Annotated in this window: 24 protein-coding genes; 11 read left to right on the top strand and 13 right to left on the bottom strand. The window is 59.7% G+C overall.

Annotation, left to right across the window (positions count from 1 at the left end; translation table 11 throughout):
• Positions 1-105: 105 nt before the first annotated feature.
• Both ACR0C6_RS14245 and ACR0C6_RS14240 read left to right on the top strand, forming a co-directional pair.
• The gene (locus ACR0C6_RS14245; protein ID WP_171118794.1) at positions 106-687 is read left to right on the top strand and encodes a methylenetetrahydrofolate reductase C-terminal domain-containing protein; all 582 of its coding nucleotides are present in this window, start codon (positions 106-108) and stop codon (positions 685-687) included.
• A complete protein-coding gene (locus ACR0C6_RS14240; RefSeq protein WP_480619865.1) occupies positions 684-1673 on the top strand; it encodes a methylenetetrahydrofolate reductase in 990 nt (329 codons plus the stop codon). The genes ACR0C6_RS14245 and ACR0C6_RS14240 overlap by 4 nt, the downstream gene beginning before the upstream one ends.
• A gap of 75 nt (positions 1674-1748) precedes the next feature.
• Here ACR0C6_RS14240 and ACR0C6_RS14235 read toward each other — a convergent pair whose 3' ends face one another.
• From ACR0C6_RS14235 to ACR0C6_RS14215, 5 genes are all read right to left on the bottom strand, one after another.
• On the bottom strand, positions 1749-2192 hold the full coding sequence (locus ACR0C6_RS14235; RefSeq protein ID WP_117872517.1) for a MaoC family dehydratase: 444 nt from the start codon (positions 2190-2192) through the stop codon (positions 1749-1751).
• Positions 2193-2293: 101 nt separating this feature from the next.
• Positions 2294-3169 (bottom strand): TIGR01459 family HAD-type hydrolase, encoded by an 876-nt coding sequence (locus tag ACR0C6_RS14230; protein WP_152458999.1) that lies wholly within the window; start codon positions 3167-3169, stop codon positions 2294-2296.
• A gap of 102 nt (positions 3170-3271) precedes the next feature.
• Positions 3272-4348, bottom strand: coding sequence for a DUF389 domain-containing protein (locus ACR0C6_RS14225; protein ID WP_480446063.1), 1077 nt, complete (start codon positions 4346-4348; stop codon positions 3272-3274).
• A gap of 132 nt (positions 4349-4480) precedes the next feature.
• Positions 4481-5401, bottom strand: coding sequence for a manganese-dependent inorganic pyrophosphatase (locus ACR0C6_RS14220; protein ID WP_171229002.1), 921 nt, complete (start codon positions 5399-5401; stop codon positions 4481-4483).
• A gap of 110 nt (positions 5402-5511) precedes the next feature.
• Positions 5512-6492 carry a TraB/GumN family protein gene (locus ACR0C6_RS14215; protein WP_480446062.1) on the bottom strand — a complete coding sequence of 327 codons (981 nt, stop codon included), beginning with the start codon at positions 6490-6492 and terminating at the stop codon, positions 5512-5514.
• A 110-nt stretch (positions 6493-6602) separates the two neighbouring features.
• Here ACR0C6_RS14215 and ACR0C6_RS14210 point away from each other — a divergent pair, with 110 nt between their 5' ends.
• The 6 genes from ACR0C6_RS14210 (at position 6603) to ACR0C6_RS14185 (ending at position 12461) form a co-directional block, all read left to right on the top strand.
• The gene (locus tag ACR0C6_RS14210) at positions 6603-7277 is read left to right on the top strand and encodes a DUF2161 domain-containing phosphodiesterase (RefSeq protein WP_171118784.1); all 675 of its coding nucleotides are present in this window, start codon (positions 6603-6605) and stop codon (positions 7275-7277) included.
• Positions 7278-7430: 153 nt separating this feature from the next.
• Complete coding sequence (groES, locus tag ACR0C6_RS14205) at positions 7431-7718, top strand: co-chaperone GroES (protein WP_152458994.1); 288 nt, start codon at positions 7431-7433, stop codon at positions 7716-7718.
• A gap of 53 nt (positions 7719-7771) precedes the next feature.
• Positions 7772-9415 carry a chaperonin GroEL gene (gene groL, locus ACR0C6_RS14200; RefSeq protein ID WP_152458993.1) on the top strand — a complete coding sequence of 548 codons (1644 nt, stop codon included), beginning with the start codon at positions 7772-7774 and terminating at the stop codon, positions 9413-9415.
• 243 nt (positions 9416-9658) lie between these two features.
• Positions 9659-10501: a DMT family transporter gene (locus tag ACR0C6_RS14195; protein WP_480619863.1), complete on the top strand. Its 843-nt coding sequence runs from the start codon at positions 9659-9661 to the stop codon at positions 10499-10501.
• 38 nt (positions 10502-10539) lie between these two features.
• Complete coding sequence (locus ACR0C6_RS14190; protein ID WP_480446060.1) at positions 10540-11313, top strand: alpha/beta fold hydrolase; 774 nt, start codon at positions 10540-10542, stop codon at positions 11311-11313.
• On the top strand, positions 11310-12461 hold the full coding sequence (locus ACR0C6_RS14185) for an alpha-D-ribose 1-methylphosphonate 5-triphosphate diphosphatase (protein ID WP_480446059.1): 1152 nt from the start codon (positions 11310-11312) through the stop codon (positions 12459-12461). The genes ACR0C6_RS14190 and ACR0C6_RS14185 overlap by 4 nt, the downstream gene beginning before the upstream one ends.
• Before the next feature lie 67 nt (positions 12462-12528).
• Here the strand turns inward: ACR0C6_RS14185 and ACR0C6_RS14180 are convergent, their stop codons facing one another.
• From ACR0C6_RS14180 to ACR0C6_RS14165, 4 genes are all read right to left on the bottom strand, one after another.
• Positions 12529-13596, bottom strand: a complete 1068-nt coding sequence (locus ACR0C6_RS14180) for a 5-(carboxyamino)imidazole ribonucleotide synthase (RefSeq protein WP_480619861.1) — start codon at positions 13594-13596, stop codon at positions 12529-12531.
• Between the two features lie 2 nt (positions 13597-13598).
• Positions 13599-14354 (bottom strand): NAD(P)-binding domain-containing protein, encoded by a 756-nt coding sequence (locus ACR0C6_RS14175; RefSeq protein ID WP_480446057.1) that lies wholly within the window; start codon positions 14352-14354, stop codon positions 13599-13601.
• Positions 14351-14836: a 5-(carboxyamino)imidazole ribonucleotide mutase gene (gene purE, locus ACR0C6_RS14170; protein ID WP_152458987.1), complete on the bottom strand. Its 486-nt coding sequence runs from the start codon at positions 14834-14836 to the stop codon at positions 14351-14353. Before purE ends, ACR0C6_RS14175 begins: the two co-directional genes overlap by 4 nt.
• A gap of 76 nt (positions 14837-14912) precedes the next feature.
• On the bottom strand, positions 14913-15137 hold the full coding sequence (locus ACR0C6_RS14165) for a YdcH family protein (protein WP_152458986.1): 225 nt from the start codon (positions 15135-15137) through the stop codon (positions 14913-14915).
• Positions 15138-15300: 163 nt separating this feature from the next.
• On the opposite strand from ACR0C6_RS14165, the gene ACR0C6_RS14160 reads away from it, so the two are divergent.
• From ACR0C6_RS14160 to ACR0C6_RS14150, 3 genes are all read left to right on the top strand, one after another.
• Positions 15301-15714: an Hsp20 family protein gene (locus tag ACR0C6_RS14160; RefSeq protein WP_058275530.1), complete on the top strand. Its 414-nt coding sequence runs from the start codon at positions 15301-15303 to the stop codon at positions 15712-15714.
• A 5-nt stretch (positions 15715-15719) separates the two neighbouring features.
• Positions 15720-15944 carry a DUF1150 family protein gene (locus tag ACR0C6_RS14155; protein ID WP_171168916.1) on the top strand — a complete coding sequence of 75 codons (225 nt, stop codon included), beginning with the start codon at positions 15720-15722 and terminating at the stop codon, positions 15942-15944.
• 84 nt (positions 15945-16028) lie between these two features.
• On the top strand, positions 16029-16919 hold the full coding sequence (locus tag ACR0C6_RS14150) for a PhzF family phenazine biosynthesis protein (RefSeq protein ID WP_480619858.1): 891 nt from the start codon (positions 16029-16031) through the stop codon (positions 16917-16919).
• A 51-nt stretch (positions 16920-16970) separates the two neighbouring features.
• On the opposite strand, the gene ACR0C6_RS14145 is transcribed toward ACR0C6_RS14150, so the two are convergent.
• The 4 genes from ACR0C6_RS14145 to trxB all read right to left on the bottom strand — a co-directional run bounded on the left by ACR0C6_RS14145 (position 16971) and on the right by trxB (position 22700).
• On the bottom strand, positions 16971-17807 hold the full coding sequence (locus tag ACR0C6_RS14145; protein WP_171228994.1) for a hypothetical protein: 837 nt from the start codon (positions 17805-17807) through the stop codon (positions 16971-16973).
• A 127-nt stretch (positions 17808-17934) separates the two neighbouring features.
• Complete coding sequence (locus ACR0C6_RS14140) at positions 17935-19656, bottom strand: bifunctional sulfate adenylyltransferase/adenylylsulfate kinase (protein ID WP_152458982.1); 1722 nt, start codon at positions 19654-19656, stop codon at positions 17935-17937.
• 196 nt (positions 19657-19852) lie between these two features.
• Positions 19853-21544 carry an adenylate/guanylate cyclase domain-containing protein gene (locus tag ACR0C6_RS14135; protein ID WP_480619856.1) on the bottom strand — a complete coding sequence of 564 codons (1692 nt, stop codon included), beginning with the start codon at positions 21542-21544 and terminating at the stop codon, positions 19853-19855.
• A gap of 214 nt (positions 21545-21758) precedes the next feature.
• Positions 21759-22700: a thioredoxin-disulfide reductase gene (trxB, locus tag ACR0C6_RS14130; protein WP_171638927.1), complete on the bottom strand. Its 942-nt coding sequence runs from the start codon at positions 22698-22700 to the stop codon at positions 21759-21761.
• Positions 22701-22716: the final 16 nt, after the last annotated feature.

The following is a 22716-nucleotide window of genomic DNA, read 5'->3' as shown; positions in this document are numbered from 1 at the left end:
AAAAAAAATACTGGGTGTAGACTGGGTTTCCGGCCCTCGGACCACGCTGGGGGGGCGGACGATGGCCCGGCCAGGTTCAAATGGACCCAGCACAGGAGGCAGACCATGTATCGATTGCGACTGTTCGCGATTCGCAACGCCCGTGCGTTCGAGTGGATTTACAAATGTGTCGAACGGGGCATGGTCGCGATGGATCCGGTCTTTGCAAGGATCGGCTACAACCGCGTTGAACGCCCCATCGCGCTGGTCGAAAAAGGCGTCAAAAGTCTTTTGTTTGATTGCAAGATGTGCGGACAATGCGTTTTGTCTTCGACGGGTATGTCTTGCCCGATGAACTGCCCCAAGCAACTGCGCAACGGCCCATGCGGCGGCGTACGTCCCGGTGAGTTCTGCGAGGTGAAGCCCGATATGAAATGCGTCTGGGCTTTGGCCTGGGACGGGGCCAGCCGCATGCAACACGGGGGCGACAAGATAAAAGAGGTTCTTCCACCCGTGGAACACACGTTGAAAGGGTCATCATCCTGGCTGCGGGTCAGCCGCGAGATCGCTGCACAGGAACGCGAGGCCCGGGACGCTGCCCGCGAAACGCTTGCGCAGGCGTTCCCGGAGGCGCGCGAAAACGAACCCTCTGCGGCACCTCTGGCTGCTGAACCCCCCAACGCGGTGAACCGGGAGCTGAAGAAATGAATGATGCCCATCGCAGCGAGGTCGAGCCGATCGGCTATGTGCCTGTTCCCGAAGGCTATGTTTCGCACAGTCGATTGGAAAGAGTTCTGCGTTCGGGCCGCTTTGCGGTGACCGCTGAACTGAACCCGCCAGACAGCGCTGACCCCGAGGATGTTTTTCAGGCGGCGCAGCCGCTGGGTGAAGTGGCGGATGCGATCAATGCAACCGATGCGTCTGGTGCCAACTGCCACATGTCTTCGATAGGGATCTGTGCGTTGTTGACCCGCGCGGGGTATTCTCCGGTCTATCAGATTTCCTGCCGAGACCGGAACCGGATCGCCATTCAGGGGGATGTTCTGGGGGCTGCGGCGCTGGGCGTCAGCAACGTGCTGTGCCTGACGGGCGACGGTGTCGGTGTTGGGGATCAACCGGGGGCAAAACCGGTGTTCGACTTTGATTCCCTGACCTTGCTGCGGACGATCCGAACGATGTGCGATCAGGGAAAGTTTCTTTCCGGCCGCAAGATCACGCGCCCCCCTCAACTGTTTTTGGGTGCGGCGGAAAACCCCTGTATACCGCCCTATGACTGGCGCCCGGAACGTCTTGCAAAGAAGGTCGAGGCGGGGGCCGAGTTTATTCAGACCAACTATATCTACGACATTCCGCTCTTTGAAAGGTTCATGGATCGGGTTCGGGATGCCGGTCTGGATGAAAAAGTATTCATCATCGCCGGTGTGGGGCCCATCGCTTCGGCACGCGCGGCACGCTGGATGCGCAGCAATGTGCCCGGAATTCACATCCCGGATCATGTCATCGAGCGGATGGAGAAGGCCGAAAAGCCCGCGGAAGAGGGCAAGAAGATCTGTATCGAACTGATCCAGCAGATCCGGGACATCGCTGGTGTTTCCGGGGTTCACGTGATGGCCTACAGGCGTGAACACGTGGTGTCGGAAATCATTCTGGAATCAGGTGCGCTGAAGGGGCGAAAACGAACCCGTTCTTCCTGACGACCTTTTGTGCAGTTGAGTGCACAAACAAAAAAGGCGCCGGTCCGGCGCCTTTTGCAAGACTGTGTTTGCCAGTCAGTCGAACTTGCGCGACGGGGCAAGCACCATGGCTTCGCCGATCAGGACCTTCTTGCCCTCGACCGAACAATGGCAGTCCAGCTTGACGCGGCGCTTGGCAAAATCGATGTCGATCACTTTCACCTCGGCATAGACCATGTCACCCGGACGCACAGGCGCCAGGAACTTCAGTGACTGACCCATGTAAACGGTACCGTGACCCGGCAGTTGTTCACCAATCACGGCCGAGATCAGACCCGCCGTCAGCATTCCGTGGGCAATACGGCCTTCGAAGATCGTATCGCGGGCATAGTCGTCGTCCAGATGCACCGGATTCCGGTCGGTCGAGACCTGCGCGAACATTTCGATATCTTCATCCGTCACCACTTTGCGCAGGTGGCGGGACATGCCCATTTCGATGTCTTCGATACAGATCGTTCCGCGCGGAAGATTGTCCAACATGTTGCCCTCACTCGAAATCGGCCGTGAAAGAAAAAACCATCATTTGGCCAAGGTTGGCAACTTTATTACTTCGCAGTTGCAGAAAATCAAGTCTTTTCTTGCTACCTCAAGCGCCCGATCGTGTAGGTTGGATTGATCTTTTCCCTTTCAATATAGGCGGTTAGGGATTCGTGATGCGGATGATGCGACGTTTTTGTTTCTGCCGCGGCCAATCCGCCCGAGATGAACAGAGAATCAATGCCCTCTCCCATGCCGCCCAGAATGTCCGTGTGGGGGCCGTCGCCGATCACCAGAATGTCACTGTCGGGGATATCGTACCCCAGTTCCTGCAACCTGCGACGGGCCAGATCATAGATCGGGGGATGCGGTTTGCCGAAATACAGGCTCTCGCCGCCCATTTCGGTGTACAGCCTGGCCAAAGCACCGGCACACCATTCGCGCACCTCGCCGCGGTCCACGACAATGTCAGGGTTCGCACAAAGCAGTTTCATGCCCATCTGCTTGGCGTACAGGAAATCCGGCCGGTTCACATCCGGGTCGGCCATCGGGTCGAACGGGCCGCAGCAGACAATACCCTCGGCTTCCTTCAGCGGCACACGCTCGATATGGATGGGGTGATCCAGCAGTTTCAGCGGTTCGAAAAAGCCCGCATCGCGCTGCCACTCGCCCATGAAATAAACCTTGTGCCCCACAGCACCCCGGAACATCGCAGATCGCGCGGAATCCCCGCTGGTGGCGATGGTGTCATACGCGTCGGCGGGGACGTTGAATTGCACGAGTTGCTCTGCCACCCCGGCGCGGGGTTTGGGAGAGTTCGTGACCAAGACCACCAGTCCACCCTTGGCGCGATAGGCCTTCAGCGCTTCGACGGCCTCGGGGTAGGCCGTGATGCCGTTGTGAACACAGCCCCAAAGGTCGACGAACAATGCTTTGTAACGGTCCGAGATCTCGGAAAGCGAGGAAACGATCTGGGTCATGGGGGCCTCTGGGTCTGATATCGCGCTGGCGACAGCTATGGCAAAGCTTGGGCCCGAACACCATCCCGCATTCCCGTTTGCGCGAAGGAACGGGTGAAACTGCTACTCGTCTTCGGTAATTTCCGTGACGTCCGGGGCCTGCTGAACGTTTTCCGTTCCCAGGATGATCTGGGCCCCGATACGCGGCTGATACCGGATAATGGCTAGGTATCCGGGTCCAAGCTCCTCTTCCAGCACCCCGACCAGAGGGGTCTCACGCAGCTTGGGTGGCAGCAAACCGGCAATGGAAGAAACCTTGAACTGCGCTTCGGCGGGCAGATCGACGATCAGCCAAACCTCGGCCCGCTTGCGCTGAGCGTTGACGTCGATGCGGATGATTTCCACGGAAACCGGATCGGCCCATGCGCGAATGGCATCGGCCAGTTGCGCCTCGGTGCGCGTCTCCAGATAACGGTTGTAGGTGGACTTCCCAAGTTGCAGGACGACGACGACCAAAAACGCGATCGCGACAAAGACGCTGGCGGTAAAGTTCAGCTTGCGCTTTCCCTTGCTGAAAACCACGGACCGCGCGGCATAGACAAGATAAACCGCGCAGGCTGACAGAATGATCGCGCCAAGGTTCGTTGCGAAAAGCAGCCCTGCCTCATAGGCTTCGGCGGGTTCGTCAAAATACAACAGAATGCCCGAAGCCGACAGCGGGGGAACAAGCGAAACGCCGATGGCCGCGCCGGGTAGAAGGCTCAATTCGGATTTGTTGATCTGGACATAGGCCCCGGCCACACCGGCAGCGAGCGCGACGATCAGGTCTTCGGTGCCGGGATCGGTGCGCGCCAGGACCTGGTCGGGGATCAAAATGCCACGGGGAACATCGGCGACATAGACCAGAAACCATGCCATCATCACGCAGACAATGGCAGCCAGGCACACCGTAAACGCCAGCGTCACCGCGCGTTTCAGCCATCCCATGACCATCGCGGCGGCCACCCCGAGGATCGGGGTCATCAGCGGCGCCACAAGCATGGCCGCGATCACGACAGCGCCGGAGTTGCGCAGCAACCCCATGGTGGCAATCACGACCGACAGCGTCAGCAGCATTGCAAAGCGTCGCCAATACGCCGCCTTGTCGGCACCTTCAAAAAGAAGAATGCTGCGGGTGGTGCTCAGTTTTCGTACGACCATTGCATTTACCTGACCTGGGATGGGCTTTTGACCCCCGGTCAGACTAACAACCGACAACGCGTCCGCAAATGGCTGTCAGCAAAGAAAAAAGGCGCCCGAATTGGACGCCTTCAGATTTGGGTCGTTTGAGGATCAGACCTTCAGGTTCGGAATGATCTGCTTTTTGCGGCTCATGATACCGGGCAGAACGACGGCGTCGCCGTCCACGGTTGCGCCAAAGCTTTTCTCGGCCACGGTTTTGACCAGATCATTGGGGACCAGCAGCGTGGCCTCTTCGTTCAGGATATCAACCACGAACAGCAGCACCTGATCGACGCCGTCTTCCTTGGCAACGTCCACCATCGAGTCCGCCAGGCTGGCCTTGCGGTCCAGAACGACGCCGGGGGCGGTGGTTTCCAGAACCGAGACCCGGAATTTGGTGCCGTCGACCTCGTATTCTTTGCTGTCCATGCGGATCAACTCGGCGTCCGAGAAGGACGAGACATCCGATTTCGCCGCGAACATGTCTGCCGCATATGCCGAAATGTCCAGCTCGAGCTCGGCCGCCAGACGTTCTGCAACCTCGCGGTCATGCGCCGTGGTGGTGGGAGAGCGGAACTCCAGAGTATCCGACAGAATGCAGGTAAGCGCGGCGCCCTTGATGGCGTCGGGCATCTTGGCCGCATCTTCGCCCATCAGATCAACCATGATGGTGGCGGTGCAGGCCAGGGGGCGCACGGTGATGTCGATCGGGCCTTTGGTTTCCAGGCCACCGACCAGCTTGTGATGGTCGATGATGGCGCGGATGTCCGCGTCGTTGATGTTGGCCGGCAGTTCGGCGGGGTTGTTGGTGTCGACGATAACCACCGGAGTTTCCGCAGGCAGGTCCTCAAGGATCCGCGGCTTGGGCAGGTCCCAGTTTTCCAGCATGAATGTTGCTTCGGTGTTGGGTTCACCCAGCAGCACGGGTTCGGTCTGCTCACCCTTGACCTCGTTCAGGTACCACGACCACAGGATCGGCGAACCTGTGGAATCTGTGTCGGGGGATTTGTGGCCAAATACTAGCGTCGTCATGTCAGTGTCCTGCGGAATGGAAATTTGCGCGCCTTATAGGGCGGCTAAAAGCCGTTGTCACGCCGCTGAGCACTGTCTGCGACGCTTGGTCTGAAAACCGCTGGGTCCGTTCAGAATTCGGCGCGTGTCAGAACGTATCCGGCTTCTTCCAGTTGGTTCAGCAGGCCGTAATCATCGCTCAGGTGTCCCGCGCCGACCGCAATTACAACTGTCTGATCCCTGATGTCCAGAATCTGCGCCATCCAGTTGGCATTTCGCTGCACCAGCAACTGCTGCTCGAAATTTTGCCATTCCGCATCAAAGGCTTCGGGGCTCAAGCCCGACTGCTCAAGCCCCTGTAGGCGGGCAAGCTGTATGATCTCGGCGTGCTTTTCTTCCAGATACGCGTTGGCCATGGTGGCCAACTGGTCTGCATTGCCCTGCATCGCCCCGGACAGGCGCACAAGCGACTCGACCTGTTTCTCGAGCGGATAACTGTCGAACATGGCCATCAGGTCTTCGATTCGTTCCAGCGAGTGCTGCGGAATACCTTTTTCAACGGCCAGATCGTTCAAGCGGGCGTCCATTCCGTAAGTTGAATTCGGGTCCTCGATCATGCAGGGCGGAATGCTCAGCATCATGGTCAGGAACCACGGACGCATCTTCGCAGCCATCCAGCCGGGGATGCCGCGCTGGGCCAGGGCTGCGGACAGCGCATCCCATTCGTCTTCCGCCATCAGATCGATCAACGTAGGGCCCGAGGTAATCATTACCGCACTCAGGTCGTTGGCCATGGTCTTTTCGAAAGCGTCCATGTCGCGCTGAGTGACTTCGAAAAAAAAGGCGTCCGCTTTGCTGAGTTCGGGCGAAAGGCGGTCAATCACGTCTTCCATGCGCGGATCGTAACTGTGCAAAGTGCCGATGATGTGCAAAACCGTGTCGCCCTTGCGTGCAATCCAGTGATTGCCTTCAGGATAAGCGATCTGGGCCACTGCACTTTGCAATTTGGTCCGGGTTTCCTCGGGCAGTTGTGGCCGCAGATCCACCCCCTCGCATGCGGCCTGAGCCGAGATCGGAAACAGAAGGAACGCAAGAAAAGTGAGCAAACGCATGGGGCCAGCCTGAATGGTGTCAAGAAGTTGAACCCAGACTTAGCCACGCCACCTGCCGATGTTCAAGCCGCCCGTCTGGTATTCCCCGACAATCTGCGTAGCATGGCCACATGAACCGCGAGCAGGATCTCTATCCCCCGGTCAAGGCGCTGCTGGAGCGTCAGGGGTACACCGTCAAGGGCGAAGTCGGCGCAGCCGACATCGTTGCGGTGCGCGATGGGGATGCGCCGGTGATTGTCGAACTGAAACTGCGGTTCACGCTGTCCCTGTTTCATCAGGCGATCACCCGGCTGAAACTCACCGATCTGGTCTATGTTGCCGTCTGCAAACCCACGGGCCGAACGGCCCGGCGGGCGCTCAAGGATAATCTGGCACTGTGTCGTAGGCTTGGCTTGGGCCTGATCACCGTGCGGGCTGATGGCACGGTCGAGGTTCAGTGCGATCCCGGCCCCTACGCGCCCCGTAAGAACAAAGCCAGGGCCGCACGGTTGCTGCGCGAATTCGACCGGCTGCAAGGCGACCCGAACGCCGGAGGCGCGACGCGCCATGGTATCGTGACGGCGTATCGGCAGGATGCGCTGAAATGTGCGGCCTATCTGGCCGAGAATGGCCCGTCCAAGGGGGCGGACGTCGCCAGATCGGTCGCGGTCCCGGTCGCCACCCGGCTTATGCGGGAAAACCACTACGGGTGGTTCGAGAAGGTTGAAAAAGGCATCTATGGGCTTACGTCAGAGGGCGCAGAAGGGTTGAAGCATTGGGCCTATAGCTGGGAACAGGCTGACTGATCCATTTTGCAAAAAAAATCTCTCACAAATTGTTGACTCGGACTTTTAGACTCCCTAGCTATGCGTCGTTATCACTCACACACCCCGAGTGCTAACGCCTCGTCGGAAGGCGGGGGGAGGATAGATAAACTTTGAGCCCAAGGAGCTACAAAGATGGCATTGAAACCGCTTCATGACCGTGTGCTGGTTCGCCGCGTAGAGAGCGAAGAGAAAACCGCAGGCGGCCTGATCATCCCTGACAGCGCAAAAGAAAAGCCGAGCGAAGGCGAAGTCGTCGCAACCGGCGAAGGTGCGCGCAAGGACAGCGGCGAACTGATCGCAATGGCTGTCAAAGCTGGGGACAAGATCCTGTTCGGCAAATGGTCGGGCACCGAGGTCAACGTCAACGGCGAAGAGCTGCTGATGATGAAAGAAAGCGACATCATGGGGATCATCGAGTAAGCGAGCGCTTTCTCTGATCTTCATTTCAAACTTATTTCTCAAGGAGAAACGACATGGCTGCAAAGGACGTCAAATTCGACACCGATGCCCGCAACCGTATGCTGAAGGGTGTGAACATCCTGGCCGACGCGGTTAAAGTGACCCTGGGCCCCAAAGGCCGCAACGTGGTTCTGGACAAATCCTTCGGCGCACCGCGCATCACCAAGGACGGTGTTTCGGTTGCCAAGGAAATCGAACTGGAAGACAAGTTCGAAAACATGGGCGCGCAGATGGTGAAAGAAGTCGCCAGCCGCACCAATGACGAAGCCGGCGACGGCACCACCACCGCAACCGTTCTGGCACAGGCGATCGTAAAAGAAGGCCTGAAGCAGGTTGCAGCTGGCCTGAACCCGATGGACCTGAAGCGCGGCATCGACTTGGCAACCGCCAAGGTTGTTGAAGGCATCAAAGAAGCCTCGCGCGAAGTCAAAGACTCGGCAGAAGTTGCCCAGGTTGGCACCATCTCGGCCAACGGCGAAGCCGAAATCGGTCAGCAGATCGCAGACGCGATGCAGAAGGTTGGCAACGAAGGTGTCATCACCGTCGAAGAAAACAAAGGTCTGGAAACCGAGACCGACGTTGTCGAAGGTATGCAGTTCGACCGCGGCTACCTGTCGCCCTACTTCGTCACCAACGCAGACAAGATGATTGCAGAGCTCGACGACTGCATGATCCTGCTGCACGAGAAGAAACTCTCGTCGCTACAGCCGATGGTTCCGCTGCTGGAACAAGTGATCCAGTCGCAGAAGCCGCTGCTGATCATCGCGGAAGACGTTGAAGGCGAAGCGCTGGCAACTCTGGTTGTCAACAAACTGCGCGGCGGCCTGAAAATTGCTGCTGTCAAAGCACCCGGCTTCGGCGATCGCCGTAAGGCCATGTTGCAGGACATCGCAATCCTGACCGGCGGTCAGGTTATCAGCGAAGATCTGGGCATGAAGCTCGAGTCCGTCACCATGGACATGCTGGGCACCGCCAAGAAAATCGAAATCACCAAAGACGAAACCACCATCGTCGATGGTGCTGGCGAGAAAGCCGAGATCGAAGCACGTGTTGCTCAGATCCGCACCCAGATCGAAGAAACCACCAGCGACTACGACCGTGAGAAGCTGCAAGAGCGCGTTGCCAAACTGGCTGGCGGTGTTGCCGTTATCCGCGTCGGCGGCATGACCGAAGTCGAAGTGAAAGAGCGTAAGGACCGTGTTGACGATGCTCTGAACGCAACACGCGCTGCCGTTCAGGAAGGCGTTGTTGTGGGCGGTGGTGTTGCTCTGGTCCAGGCCGGTAAAGCACTGGAAGCTCTGAAAGGTGCAAACGCCGATCAGGACGCAGGTATCAACATCGTTCGCAAGGCAATCGAAGCGCCGCTGCGCCAGATCGCCGAGAACGCGGGTGTCGACGGCGCGGTTGTAGCCGGTAAGGTCCGTGAATCGTCGGACGCAGCGTTCGGCTTCAACGCGCAGACCGAAGAATATGGCGACATGTTCTCGTTCGGTGTGATTGACCCGGCCAAAGTGGTTCGGACTGCTCTGGAAGACGCTGCATCGGTTGCTGGCCTGCTGGTCACCACCGAAGCAATGGTTGCCGACAAGCCGGCCAAGGAAGGCGCGGCACCTGCCGGCGGCATGCCCGACATGGGCGGCATGGGCGGCATGATGTAAGCACGCCGAATTCGCCTCTGGCGAATTCTGGCGACCCGACAGGCGCTTGGCGGTATCGCCAAGCTGCCGAGGGGGGAGCCTTGGAGCTTGAGAACGGGGTCGCCTTCGGGCGGCCCCGTTTTGTGTTGACAGTTCTGTTTTCAAGGCGTGTTTAGACGCTGCTTTGTCCGCGCCGGATGTCTGTTCCCACAACCTTCGCGAAAGTGAGTGTGCAAATCCCGCCCGAACGGCTATGCGGATGGCATGAGATTGTTTTTGCTCACCGCCCTGACCATGTGTGCCTTTGCGGCGAACTCCATTCTGAACCGGCTGGCCATCGACAGCGGAGCCAGCGATCCGACCGGATTTGCCATCGTTCGGGTTTTGGCGGGGGCCGTGGTCCTGGCCGCTCTTGTGCTGGCACGCGGAGGGCGCCTTCCGCTGCGCAATCGAAGGCGGATCATTGGCGCGGGGTCGTTGACGCTCTACATGATCGGATTTTCAATCGCCTACCTGACGCTGGATGCAGGCTTGGGTGCATTGATTCTGTTCGGCGTGGTGCAAATTACGATGTTTTCTGTGGGCGCATTGACGGGCGCGACTCCGACCGCCCGGCAGGTGGCGGGGGCAGGGGTTGCGCTTGCTGGTCTTGCCTATGTGCTGTGGCCGACTGGCGCCGTTCAGGTCGACTTGGCTGGCGCGGCTCTGATGGCCGCCGCCGGTATTGGTTGGGCCCTCTACTCGATAGCGGGTCGATCAGAAACAAACCCGCTGGAGGGAACGGCCGCAAATTTCATTGTCGCATTGCCGTTGACCGCCCTGGCGATGCTTGCCGGCGGCAGCGCCTGGCAGATGAGCGGGGCGGGATATCTGCTGGCCGTCCTGTCCGGCGCGGTAACATCCGGGCTTGGTTATGCTTTGTGGTACCGTGTTTTGCCTCAACTGGCCCCGTCCGTGGCGGCTGTCGTTCAACTCAGCGTGCCGGTGATCGCAATTCTCGGCGGTGTCGCCTTTCTGGGCGAGATTGCCGGAGCACGGCTGATCGTCGGGGCCACGCTTGTTTTGGGCGGTATTGCGCTGGCCGTGCTGCGACGTCACCGGGGCTAGGGCTTTTATCAAAGGCTGATAGGCTTTATCTGGCGGTTATGAAACTTTTGATTGCCTTGCTCTTCTGCCTCGTTCCCGCCGCAGCCAGTGCGAAATGCGTGATCCTTCTGCATGGTCTCGCGCGCACCGAGGCCTCGTTCACCGTGATGGAGCAGCTGTTCAAGGCGCATGACTATACCGTTGTGCGCCACGGGTATCCATCGACCGAAATCGGTATTCCGGAACTGGCAAGGCAAACCATACCGGACGCGCTTGCGGCATGTGGCGATGACAAAGCCAATGTCGTTGCGCATTCCATGGGCGGTATCCTGTTGCGCTATTGGCTCAAGGACCATCGGCCCGAAAACCTGGGTCGTGTCGTCATGCTCGGCCCGCCCAATCAGGGCAGCCAGTTGGTCGATGAGCTGAGCGCATGGGAAGTGTTCGGGTATCTGAACGGCCCGGCGGGCCTGCAATTGGGCACAGGTCCCGAAGGCATTCCGCGCCGCCTGCCGCGGGTGGATTTTGAACTGGGGGTGATCGCGGGTGAGAATTCGCTCAACCCGCTGTTTTCATCGCTGATCGACGGGCCGGATGACGGCAAGGTTTCGGTTGAAACCACCAAGGTCGAAGGGATGAAGGATCATCTTGTTTTGCCGGTGACCCACACCTTCATGATGAACAACCCACGCGTTATGGCACAGGCGCTGCATTTCATCGAATTCGGCCGCTTCGATCGACAGATCACCTGGCTGGACGGGGTGATGGAGATAATCGATGAGATCTGCATCGGGCAGGATTGCTCGGAACCTGACTCGGAGCCCACACGATGACCTCTCTGGATCTGACTTTGACCGGCGCAGAGGTCCTGTTGCCGGGGGATGGTCTGTCGCGCTGCGATCTCTCGATGGCGGAGGGCGTCATTCAGCAAGATCGGACCGGGCGCAAGGTTGACCTGACCGGTTATCTTGTCCTGCCCGGTATCGTCGACCTGCACGGGGACGGGTTCGAACGCCACATCGCCCCGCGCCGGGGCGCAATGAAGCAAATGAGCGAAGGCATTCTGGCAGCCGAAGCCGAACTGGCCGCCAATGGCATCACCACCGCCGTTCTGGCCCAGTTCTACAGCTGGGAAGGTGGCGTGCGTGGCCCCGAGTTTGCCGCGCAGGTGTTTCAGGCCATCGCTGCGGTCAAGAACAGCACCGTCACGGATCTGATCCCGCAATTGCGGTTCGAGACTAACATGCTAGGGGATTACGAGGGTCTGGCCCATCGCATCGCCGAATGGCAGGTGCCCTATGTGGTGTTCAATGATCACCTGCCGCATGATCGTTTGGCGCAGGGCAAAAAGCCGCCGCGCCTGACCGGGCAGGCGTTGAAGGCCGGACGCAATCCGGATGCGCATTTTGAGATGCTGCTCCATATGCATGCCCGTAGGAACGAGGTTCCCGCTGCCGTCGAAGCACTCAGCGCCGAACTTGTCTCAATGGGGGTGCGTTTGGGCAGCCATGATGACGCGACCGCCGAGACTAGGGCATGGTGGCACGACCGGGGCGTGCGCATTGCCGAATTCCCCGAAAAGCTTGAAGCCGCCGAAGCCGCGCGTTCCGCCGGGGATCACGTTATCCTCGGCTCTCCCAACGTTGTGCGGGGCGGATCACACAAGGGGAACGCAAGCGCCGTCGAACTGATCGCCATGGGGCTCTGTGATGCGTTGGCCTCGGATTATCACTATCCCAGCCCGCGCCGCGCAGCGTTGATGCTGGCCAAAACCGGTCTGCTGGATCTGGCCGGTGCCTGGGCGCTGGTCTCGTCCGGCCCCGCGCGGGTGCTGGACATGCAGGACAGGGGCACGCTCGCGCCGGGAAAACGCGCGGATCTGGTCATCCTGGATGCGGACACCCATCGCGTTGCAGCCACCTTGGCCGGTGGGCGCGTCAGTTACATGTCAGGCGACATCGCCGCCCGGTTTCTGGGTTAGGCCCCGAAAAACCTTTATCTTTTCCCAAATTCTCTCGCCGAAGGCGTCGCGCGCAGGCGCGACAGCCTCAACGTTTGATGCGGTTGAAATGCCCCATCTTGCGCCCGGCCTTTACCTCGGCCTTGCCATAGAGATGCAGCGCCACATCCCGCTCGCGGGCCAGCTCAGGTACACGGTCCATGTCGTCGCCGATCAGGTTCTCCATCACGACGTCGGAGTGGCGTTGCCCGTCCCCCAAAGGCCAGCCCGCCACCGCACGGATATGCTGTTCGAACTGATCCACGGCACAGCCGTTCTGCGTCCAGTGCCCCGAATTGTGAACCCGCGGAGCGATTTCATTCACGATCAGGCCGCCGGGCGTCACGAACAGCTCAACACCCATCACGCCAACATATTCGAGAGCGTTCAGGATGTTCGCCGCCAGCAGGATTGCATCTGTGCGCTGGGCCGGGGACAGGCGGGCGGGGATGGTGGTGGTGCGCAGGATGCCATCGTGGTGCTCATTCTCACCCGGATCGAAACAGGCGACCTGACCGTCCAGACCACGGGCCGCGATGATCGACACCTCGTGCGAGAAATCCACGAACCCTTCCAGAATGGCTGGTGCCCCGGCCATATCGGCCAGAGCGGCCTCGGCATCCTCGGGCTCGCGCAGCCGGGCCTGCCCCTTGCCGTCATAGCCGAAGCGGCGGGTTTTCAGGATGGCGGGTGTCCCGATCTGTTCGATCGCCGCATTCAGGCTGTTCAGGTCGGCGATATCCGCAAACGGGGCCGTCTTCAGGCCCAGCTCTTGCAGAAATGTCTTCTCGGTCAACCTGTCCTGGCTGACCCGCAAGGCCTCGCGCCCGGGGCGGATCGGGCGGTGCGCTTCCAGAATGTCCAGCGCTTCGGTCGGGATGTTCTCGAACTCATAGGTGATGACATCGACCGCATCGGCAAAGGCTTTCAGCGCATCTGCATCGTCATAAGCAGCAGTGGTGACGCGATCCGCAACCTGCCCCGCCGGTGGGTTCGCACCCGGCTCATAGATATGGCTGACAAAACCCAGCCTGGCGGCTGCCACGGACAGCATCCGGCCCAGCTGACCGCCCCCCAGAATCCCGATCACTGCACCTTGGGCGAGCATTTCCGCCATCTTCAACTCTCCAAACGTTTGCCAATTGCCCCAAGCGCGGACCGCAGCGCCTCGTGCGCGCCCCCGTCTTTCAGGGCGTCCGTCATTTGCAGGCTCAGCGTGCCCTCGGTCGCCAGGGCGTCACGCTCCTGCGCCAATCGTCCGGCGGCGCCTTTTTCCATCGAGGCCAGAAAACCCGCCATCAACTGCGTTGTATAGAACTCAGCCCCGTCCGCATCACCGGTTGCGTCACCCAGCCATTCGGCACCGGTGGCCATCAGGTCCAGAATGCCGGGAACCATGGCACAAATGGCGAAATGCGCGTTCAGCGCGGCTTCATCCGCAACCTTGACCACGGGGTTTTCCGGTTCAAACAGATCCGCCAGCAGGCGATCATTGCCAAAAGCCGCCATCGGGCAGCCGCCGGTTTCCAGAAAGCCCAGCGGGATGGTCTGCACGAAATCCGACGCCGGGGCGCAAAGCGCGGCCAGATGCTCGGCCGAAACCGCCGCCATGACCGACACGATCTGCTGATCGGCGCGGAATGTCAGCGGGTCCAGAACGTCGGCCGCGATATGCGGGCGCAGGCACAGGAACACGATGTCCGAGGTGTCAATCACGGCCTGAGGCGCAGCTACGGTTACGCCCAGTTCCGCCTTCAATGCGGCTGAAACCTTGGCGTTGCGCTCGGTCACGCTGATCTGGTGCCCCTTGGCGGCCATCAGCCGCGCAATCGGCGCGGCGATATGGCCGGTTCCGATAAAGCCGATCCGGTTCATCCCTGCGGTTCCTGGGGGATCGAGGCTGACAACGCGTCACGCCAGCTGTCCAGCCTTTCGGCCAAAGCATCATCCTGCAATGCAAGAATGCCCGCCGCCATCAGGCCGGCATTGGCCCCGCCGGCGGACCCGATCGCCATGGTCGCCACCGGAAACCCTTTGGGCATCTGCACGATGGAATACAGCGAATCCACGCCCGACAAGGCTCGGGTCTGCACCGGGACGCCAATCACAGGCACCCGCGTTTTCGACGCCATCATGCCCGGAAGATGCGCAGCCCCACCTGCACCTGCAATGATCACCTGCAACCCACGCGAAACGGCGGTCTTGCCATAATCCCACAGCCGGTCCGGCGTGCGGTGGGCGGATACGATGCGCGCTTCGTAGGCGACGCCCAGTTCGTCCAGAATATCCGCGGCTTCCTTCATCGTGGGCCAGTCCGACTGGCTGCCCATGATGATCCCCACTTTCACATCGCTCATCCGCATACGTCCCCGCGCTCAGAAAGAGCGCGCACTATAGCCAAATCCGGTTGGCTGGCAATGCGGTACAGGGCGTTCAGGCGATGATATCGGGCGTCAGGCGGTCTTCGATCAGGCGGATGATGTCTTTCAGGCGCAGTTTCTCTTTTTTCAGGCGCCGCAAGGTCAGTTGATCGGCCGTTCCCTTGTCATGCAATGCCTGAATCGCCTCATCCAGATCGCGGTGCTGTCGGCGGAAGACCTCAAGCTCAACACGCAATACTTCATCTGTTTTCATCGAAAGATCGGTAGGCGCGTTCATTGGCGACTCGAGTTGGTTGTGGTGCTTGGCCAACAAGATAGTGTGTCAGACGTTATCGCGCCAGACCTTGTGGACATCCTGGTTTCTTCCCATATTCTATTGCAGGCGGTTGCCAGAACGGGGCCGCACACCACGTCGCTTTTACAAAGAAGGACGAAAATACGTGTCGAAACTTACTCTTGGCTCATACCCGCATCTTTTGGGGTTCGAGCAGTTGGAACGCCTTCTGGAACGGTCTGCAAAGGCCGGAAATGAGGGATACCCGCCCTATAACATCGAACAGACCTCGGATTTTTCCTATCGCATCACTCTTGCGGTGGCCGGGTTTGCCGAAGAGGATCTGTCAATCACGATCGAGGATCGCCAGTTGGTGATCCGGGGCCGTCAGCGCGACGACAGCGAGGGGCGCATCTTCCTGCATCGCGGCATTGCGGCGCGTCAGTTCCAGCGCATGTTCGTGCTGGCCGATGGCGTCGAAGTGGGCGAGGCGATCATGGAAAACGGTCTGCTGCATGTGGATCTGACCCGCGCCGTGCCGGAAACTGTGGTTCAGACGATCAACATACGGAAGGGGTAAGAGCAATGAATACACCGATTGAAATCAACGCCCAAGGCAACCGTATTGTCTATGTCAAAACGGTTGAAGTATCTGAATTGCCTCGGGAAGTTCGTGAACAGGCCGGCGATCTGGATCAGCTTTACGCCGTCCACGATTCCGACGGGCAGCAACTGGCGCTGGTCGCCGACCGCAAGCTGGCCTTCGTGCTGGCGCGCGAACATGACCTGTCTCCGGTGGCCGTTCACTAGGCGGCCTGAAACTCTGCTGAAAAGACGTGACATTTTCTGCCTATGCAGTGATCGTGCCACAAATGCTAAAGCAGGAGTGGCATTATGGGCTGGTTTGACTTTGACTGGGTGGACGCCTTCAGTGATCGCGCCTTTGGTGGCAACGGATGTGCCGTCGTCCATGAAGGTGCGCGCCGGACGCAAGAGGTCTGCATGGCCTATGTGCGCGAAACCTCTCTGGTCGAATGCACCTTTACCGGGCCGTCCGACGTGGCCGACATCCGCGTCCGCTACTTTCTGGCCAGCCGCGAAATTCCCTTTGCGGGGCATCCGACTATCGCCACCGTCGCGGCGATGCGATCCCGCGGAATGATCTCGCGCGATCGTCTGACGCTGGAAACCGGTGCCGGCCTGGTGTCGATCCGTTTGCAGGGGGATCAGATCGAAATGACTCAGGTCGCACCGCAATTCGGTACGCGCGTCCCAGCGGAACTGGTGGCGGAAGCGGTCAGCCTGCCACCGGAGGCCATCATTTCTCCGCCTCAAATGGTTTCAACCGGCTTACCGTTCTGCATCACCGTTCTGCGGGATCATGCGGCCTTGCGGGCCGCTCAACTGGTTGAAGGCCCGTTGCGCAAAGTGGCTGAAACTGCGGGGTATTCCGGCTCGGACATGGCCGAGCCGTTTCTTGTCACGCTGCAAGGGGCAACCGATGAGGGGGATACGTTTTCACGCCTTCTCTTAGCACCGCCCAGCCCGCCCGAAGATCCGTTTACCGGGTCTGCCACCGGTGCGATGGCCGCCTATTTGTGGAAACATGGCTTGATGCAAAAGGAAAGCTTCATCGCCCAGCAGGGTCACGATATGGGCCGCCCCGGGAAAGCCATCGTGACGCGTGTCGGCCCGTCTGATGCGATGACGGGCATCAAGGTTTCTGGTCAGGGGCATATCCTTATGCGCGGGCAGGTCGACCTTCCGGAAATGCCGATAAACTAGGCGGGAGCCGACCAAGGGCTGACCCGCGAAACCCTGGCCGGATGCCACGGGCTACATCCAGGCCAACCGCAGAATCGGGGCCGTACTTGGTTCGATCCCGTGTCGTTTACACAACCTGTCCAGATATGACCCTGAAACCGGCAGCCCGGCCATCCGGTTGGCCATCAGTTTCTTCTGATGGCCGTAGATGTGTACCGAATGCACGGCTTCGGTTTCGATTTCGTTCGTCGCGATGCGCGGATCATGGAGCTTCCACAATTCCTCCTGGGCCAGCGGATAAAAGGTTTCGGCAGCCATGGCATGGTGGTCTTCTGCCGTCTGGCGCAGGAAATGGCCAAAGGCTTTGGGCCCCGAACTGGCCCAGGGCAGGGCTTCGATGCCCCAGCGTTCCCCTCTGGCGGTTCGTTCCCGATTGTGGCGCTGCAATCTGCGTCCACGCCAGGGTTGGGACGGGTTAGACGACATGACAAATTTCAGCATCTGTTCCAGGGTCGCCGATCTTGTGGGCAGGCGCAGCACACCAGTTGGGAAGTCACCCCGCCTGGAGCGACCGAACACGAAATCCGTCGAAAATTCAAACGCCCGTACGCAATAGGCATCCAGATCGACCCAGATCATCTCGCCTTGCCGCATCAGGTGCAGCCGGAAAATATCCGAGAAGACGGCAACGCCCTGTCTGTCTTCGGCCTTGACCACAAAAGGCGGGGGCCAGAAAACGTCGCTGGCAGGGCGGGTTTCGACGCCTGCCGGAATGCCTTTTACCTCGTGCGCGACATACAGGACGAAGCGGTGGCCATGATCCAGAAAGGACTGAAGGCAGAGTTGCTCCAACCAACTCAGATCGGATCCAAACCAGAAACTGGCAATGGTCGGAGACCTGTTCGTCATCTCAGTTTCACACCCGCCTTGAGGTCCTGAAAACCATCAGGACCAGCGGCAATTGTCAATCGAAGACCAAAAAAAGGAACGGCCCCCGGAATGACCGGAGGCCGCCAAACAAAGTCTGATGAGACCGTTATCCGTTTGCTGCGATCAGGCCCATGCTTTCCAGTTTCAGCAGCACCTGATGGGCGCAGTTGTCGACCTCGACATTTTCGGTTTCGACGCGCAGCTCGGGGTTTTCCGGAACATCGTAAGGGTCCGAGATGCCCGTGAACTCCTTGATCTTGCCCTCGCGCGCAAGCTTGTACAGACCCTTGCGATCGCGGCGTTCGCATTCCTCGATGCTGGTGGCCACATGCACCTCGCAGAAGGCTCCGAACTGTTCGATCTCTTCCCGCACGGCACGGCGTGTGGTGGCATAGGGCGCAATCGGGGCGCAGATGGCGATGCCGCCGTTCTTGGTGATCTCGGACGCCACATATCCGATGCGACGGATGTTCAGGTCGCGGTGTTCCTTCGAGAAGCCCAGTTCCGAGCTGAGATTCTTGCGAACGATGTCGCCATCCAGTAGCGTCACCGGGCGGTCGCCCATCTCCATCAGCTTGACCATCAGCGCGTTTGCGATGGTCGACTTGCCCGAGCCCGAAAAGCCAGTGAAGAAGACGGTGAAACCCTGCTTGGAGCGCGGCGGGAAGCGGCGGCGCAGTTCCTCGACCACCTCGGGGAACGAGAACCACTCGGGGATTTCCAGCCCTTCACGCAGGCGGCGGCGCAGTTCGGTGCCCGAGATGTTCAGGATCGTGACGTTGTCCTTGTCGAGAATCTCGTCATTCGGTTCGTACTGGGCGCGTTCCTGCACATAGACCATGTGCTTGAAGTCCACCATTTCAACGCCGATTTCGTCCTGGAACTGTCGGAACAGATCCTGCGCGTCATAGGGGCCGTAGAAATCCTCACCTTTGCTGTTCTTGCCGGGGCCCGCGTGGTCGCGGCCGACGATGAAGTGGGTGCAGCCGTGGTTGGCGCGGATCAGGCCGTGCCAGACGGCCTCGCGCGGGCCAGCCATGCGCATGGCCAGGTTCAGCAGGCTCATAGAGGTGGTCGAGGCGGGGTACTTGTCCAGCACCGCCTCGTAACAGCGCACGCGGGTAAAATGATCGACGTCGCCCGGTTTGGTCATGCCCACGACCGGGTGGATCAGCAGGTTGGCCTGTGCCTCTTTGGCGGCGCGGAAGGTCAGCTCCTGATGCGCGCGGTGCAGCGGGTTGCGGGTCTGGAAGGCCACGATGCGGCGCCAGCCCAGCTTGCGGAAATAGGCGCGCAATTCATTCGGGGTGTCGCGGCGCCCACGAAAATCGTAATGCACCGGTTGTTGGATTCCGACCACCGGTCCGCCCAGATAGACCTTGCCGGCCACGTTGTGCAGATAGTTCACTGCCGGGTGGGCATCGTCATCGGCGCCAAAGACCTTCTCGGCCTCGCGCGACTTGTCCGGAGTCCAGCGGTCGGTCACGGTCATGGTGCCCAAGATCACGCCTTCCTGATCACGCAGAGCGATATCCTGCCCAAGTTCGATCTGATCCGCGAAGTCTTCGCTGACATCCAATGTGATGGGCATTGGCCAAAGCGTTCCATCGGCCAGGCGCATATTCTCGACCACATTGTCGTAATCCGCTTCGCTCAGAAATCCCTTGAGCGGGTTGAACCCGCCATTCATCAGCAGTTCCAGGTCGCAGATCTGACGCGGGCTCAGATCCCAGCTGGTCAGGTCGGCCGCTTCCACCTTCAGCTTCTGCGCCGAATCGTATGACACATACAGTTCGGGGATCGGGGCCAGATTGCTTAACATCGTCATTGGAATTCTCTTGTCGCAGTGTTGATTTGCCAGTGGATATCAGGCGGTTTCGAGGCGTTTGCACCGACTGACAGGCGAAGTCCACAGGCGTGAATGTAACAAAGGAGGATATGCGCCGAATATTTTTGAATTGGAAGGAATTTCTAATTCACGGGTCAAATCGATGATCTGATCCTTGCGATCAGAGGTTATTGGTTCATGCAGAGAATTTCTGTTCCTGTTTTGTGGCGTTCTGCTCAAGTGTGGACGCACGGCTGACGGGCAGGGCGGGAATCGGTTCAGACACGCCGCGCAGCTGGAACAATCTGATGCCGTTCTGGGGCACGACGACACCTGCGGCCTTCAGCAACTCTTCCGAGACCAGCAGTTCGACCTTCAGCGCCTTGGTTTCGCTTTCCAGACGGCTGGCGACATTGACGGCGTCGCCGATTATGGTTTTCGACGCATGGCCCGCAGCTCCGATCTCACCCACCACCAGATCCCCAAGATGCAGACCCATCCCGATGCGAATGCCGGGGCTGCCTTCGGCCTCGAGCTGTGCGTTGAATTCATCAAGGGCGTGACTGATGTCGATGGCGGCTTTCAACCCGGCACGGGCGGACGCCGCCGCATTCGGCTTTTCAAAAACGGCAAGCAGCCCGTCTCCCATATATTTGTCCACGACACCGCCTTCCTTGGTGATGGCAGGCACGACGGCGTCGAAAAACCGGTTCAACAGGAACACGATGTCATAAGGCAATTGACCGGTCGTGCGCGCGGTAAAGCTGCGCATGTCCAGAAACAGCACAGCCAACTGACGTTCCTGACCCTGGCTGGCATGTCCGCGTATGCGCCCGCCATCTGGCCTGAAAACCCGAAAAACGGTGGTGGGTTCCGTAGGGCGTATCTGGCAGGCCAATCGCGTCTGCGGCGAGGCGCCCACAGCGGCAAGGCTGCGTGCTTCGACGTCGCCGGGCGGCGGCAGGGCGTCGCTGCCATCCTCGACGATGACCCGGCATGTGGTGCAGCGCCCCTTTCCACCGCACAGGGCGGCGTGCGGCACGCCGTTCACCTGCGAAATCTCAAGCAAGGTCATGCCTTTTTCCGCGACCACCTCGGGCCCTTTGGCGTAATTCACGCGCACTGAATGCCTGCGCCGCCACAGTTTGCGCCCGATGTAAACCAGACCCGTCACCCCCAGAGCCAGCCAGAAGATCAAAAGGCCATAGTCTTTTACACTGAACAGGGTCTGGAAGGCTTCGGGTGATGGCCAGTTGTAATGCTCGATATATTGCTCGCGCAGGAATTCATCAGCAAAGTCTGCCCAGATGCGACGCCCTTCGGTCAGCAATCCGGCCAGCGCGAAAAACGGAACGAAAACTGCAACGCCGATCAGATAGGGTACGACCCGCGGCCACCACCGGGTCAGCCGCAACCACATATGCAAGCCGATGCAGCCGTGTATCCAAACGATCAGCAGCAAGGCGCTTTGCATCCATACGGCGATACTGGGCCACATCAGAATGATGATATATCCCATCTCGTCATTGACGTCATAGATCTCGTGCGCGACCCGCGTCTGCACGATGTGCGAGATCAGTTGCAGCGGAATCAACAAGCCCAGAACGACCTGCAATGCCGTGCTGAAGGGCATGCGCAGGGTTCTGCGTTGCGCGATCGATGTCAGGGCCAGACCTGCATGCGTGAACAGGGCAGCGTAAAAAAGCACGCTCATGACATCGTGGCGTGTGACGGCCTTTCGACCATCCTGCATCCCGTGCAGGTAATCCGTGTGAAACAGGCCCAGGCCAATATTTATGAAGTGAAAGAACGCGAACACAAACAACACAAGACCACTGACGATCCTGAGTCGGGTTGACCACCCGCCGCGCCAAAGAGCGTTGTTCAAATGTTCACCTGTTTTTCGCTTTTCCCTCGGCAATCCTGATACGCCGCCGGCTGGGGGTCAAGGGATTGGCGGTCGGCATCGGCCGTCGATCAGGGATCGCGCCGCAACCTGTGCCCTGCGGCGCCCCCTGCAACCCCGGGGGGCTGCCGCGAAAAGGCTGGCGATCTTCGGATCTGAATTCACCGGGGCAGCCCCGCAACATTCAGAATTCGCGTTATTCGTTTTCCGCCAGGAACCGTTCGGCATCCAGTGCCGCCATGCAGCCCATACCGGCGCTTGTGACCGCCTGACGATAGACGTGATCGGTCAGATCGCCCGCTGCGAACACGCCCGGAACCGAGGTTTCCGTGCTGCCCGGTTTGGTGACGACATAGCCACCCATATGCGTTTCAAGCGTGTCCTTGACCAGCTCGTTCGCGGGCGCGTGGCCGATGGCAACAAACACGCCTTTACAGGGGATTTCAGTGATCTCTCCGGTTTTGACATGCTTGACGCGAACGCCCTCGACGCCCAGCGGCGCGTCGGTGCCGATCACTTCGTCCAACTCGTGGAACCACAGCGGCTCGATTTTGTCGTTCTTCATCAGCCGGTCTTGCAGGATCTTTTCCGCGCGCAGCTCATCGCGGCGATGGATCAGAGTCACCTTGCTGGCGAAATTGGTCAGGAACAGGGCCTCTTCCACGGCCGTGTTGCCGCCGCCGATCACCACGATTTCCTGTCCGCGATAGAAGAACCCGTCGCAAGTGGCGCAGGCTGAAACGCCAAAGCCCTTGAACTTTTCTTCCGACGGCAGGCCCAGCCACTTGGCGCGCGCGCCGGTCGCCAGAATGACGGCGTCCGCCGTGTAGGTAGTGCCGCTGTCGCCCTTGGCGGTGAAGGGGCGCTGGCTGAGGTCCAGATCGTTGATGATGTCGCCAATCACTTCGCAACCCATGGCCTTGGCATGATCCTGCATCCGGATCATCAGGTCCGGGCCCTGTACCTCGGTGTCGCCGGGCCAGTTCTCGACCTCGGTCGTTGTCGTCAGCTGGCCGCCGGGCTCGATACCCTGCACCAGGATGGGTTCCAGCATGGCGCGGCTTGCGTAAACGCCCGCAGTGTATCCTGCCGGCCCCGATCCGATGATCAGAACCTTGGTGTGTCGTGTGTCGGCCATGGTAACTCCGCTCGAA

This window comes from Ruegeria sp. AL12, from assembly GCF_056540885.1.
This window is presented reverse-complemented; position numbering and strand designations above follow the sequence as displayed.

Bases quoted from the DNA above. Each gene is read 5' to 3' on its own strand.
- ACR0C6_RS14245 (WP_171118794.1), top strand. From the start codon at position 106: ATGTATCGATTGCGACTGTTCGCGATTCGCAACGCCCGTGCGTTCGAG.
- ACR0C6_RS14240 (WP_480619865.1), top strand. From the start codon at position 684: ATGAATGATGCCCATCGCAGCGAGGTCGAGCCGATCGGCTATGTGCCT.
- ACR0C6_RS14235 (WP_117872517.1), bottom strand. From the start codon at position 2,192: ATGTTGGACAATCTTCCGCGCGGAACGATCTGTATCGAAGACATCGAA.
- ACR0C6_RS14230 (WP_152458999.1), bottom strand. From the start codon at position 3,169: ATGACCCAGATCGTTTCCTCGCTTTCCGAGATCTCGGACCGTTACAAA.
- ACR0C6_RS14225 (WP_480446063.1), bottom strand. From the start codon at position 4,348: ATGGTCGTACGAAAACTGAGCACCACCCGCAGCATTCTTCTTTTTGAA.
- ACR0C6_RS14220 (WP_171229002.1), bottom strand. From the start codon at position 5,401: ATGACGACGCTAGTATTTGGCCACAAATCCCCCGACACAGATTCCACA.
- ACR0C6_RS14215 (WP_480446062.1), bottom strand. From the start codon at position 6,492: ATGCGTTTGCTCACTTTTCTTGCGTTCCTTCTGTTTCCGATCTCGGCT.
- ACR0C6_RS14210 (WP_171118784.1), top strand. From the start codon at position 6,603: ATGAACCGCGAGCAGGATCTCTATCCCCCGGTCAAGGCGCTGCTGGAG.
- groES (WP_152458994.1), top strand. From the start codon at position 7,431: ATGGCATTGAAACCGCTTCATGACCGTGTGCTGGTTCGCCGCGTAGAG.
- groL (WP_152458993.1), top strand. From the start codon at position 7,772: ATGGCTGCAAAGGACGTCAAATTCGACACCGATGCCCGCAACCGTATG.
- ACR0C6_RS14195 (WP_480619863.1), top strand. From the start codon at position 9,659: ATGAGATTGTTTTTGCTCACCGCCCTGACCATGTGTGCCTTTGCGGCG.
- ACR0C6_RS14190 (WP_480446060.1), top strand. From the start codon at position 10,540: ATGAAACTTTTGATTGCCTTGCTCTTCTGCCTCGTTCCCGCCGCAGCC.
- ACR0C6_RS14185 (WP_480446059.1), top strand. From the start codon at position 11,310: ATGACCTCTCTGGATCTGACTTTGACCGGCGCAGAGGTCCTGTTGCCG.
- ACR0C6_RS14180 (WP_480619861.1), bottom strand. From the start codon at position 13,596: ATGGCGGAAATGCTCGCCCAAGGTGCAGTGATCGGGATTCTGGGGGGC.
- ACR0C6_RS14175 (WP_480446057.1), bottom strand. From the start codon at position 14,354: ATGAACCGGATCGGCTTTATCGGAACCGGCCATATCGCCGCGCCGATT.
- purE (WP_152458987.1), bottom strand. From the start codon at position 14,836: ATGAGCGATGTGAAAGTGGGGATCATCATGGGCAGCCAGTCGGACTGG.
- ACR0C6_RS14165 (WP_152458986.1), bottom strand. From the start codon at position 15,137: ATGAACGCGCCTACCGATCTTTCGATGAAAACAGATGAAGTATTGCGT.
- ACR0C6_RS14155 (WP_171168916.1), top strand. From the start codon at position 15,720: ATGAATACACCGATTGAAATCAACGCCCAAGGCAACCGTATTGTCTAT.
- ACR0C6_RS14150 (WP_480619858.1), top strand. From the start codon at position 16,029: ATGGGCTGGTTTGACTTTGACTGGGTGGACGCCTTCAGTGATCGCGCC.
- ACR0C6_RS14145 (WP_171228994.1), bottom strand. From the start codon at position 17,807: ATGACGAACAGGTCTCCGACCATTGCCAGTTTCTGGTTTGGATCCGAT.
- ACR0C6_RS14140 (WP_152458982.1), bottom strand. From the start codon at position 19,656: ATGACGATGTTAAGCAATCTGGCCCCGATCCCCGAACTGTATGTGTCA.
- trxB (WP_171638927.1), bottom strand. From the start codon at position 22,700: ATGGCCGACACACGACACACCAAGGTTCTGATCATCGGATCGGGGCCG.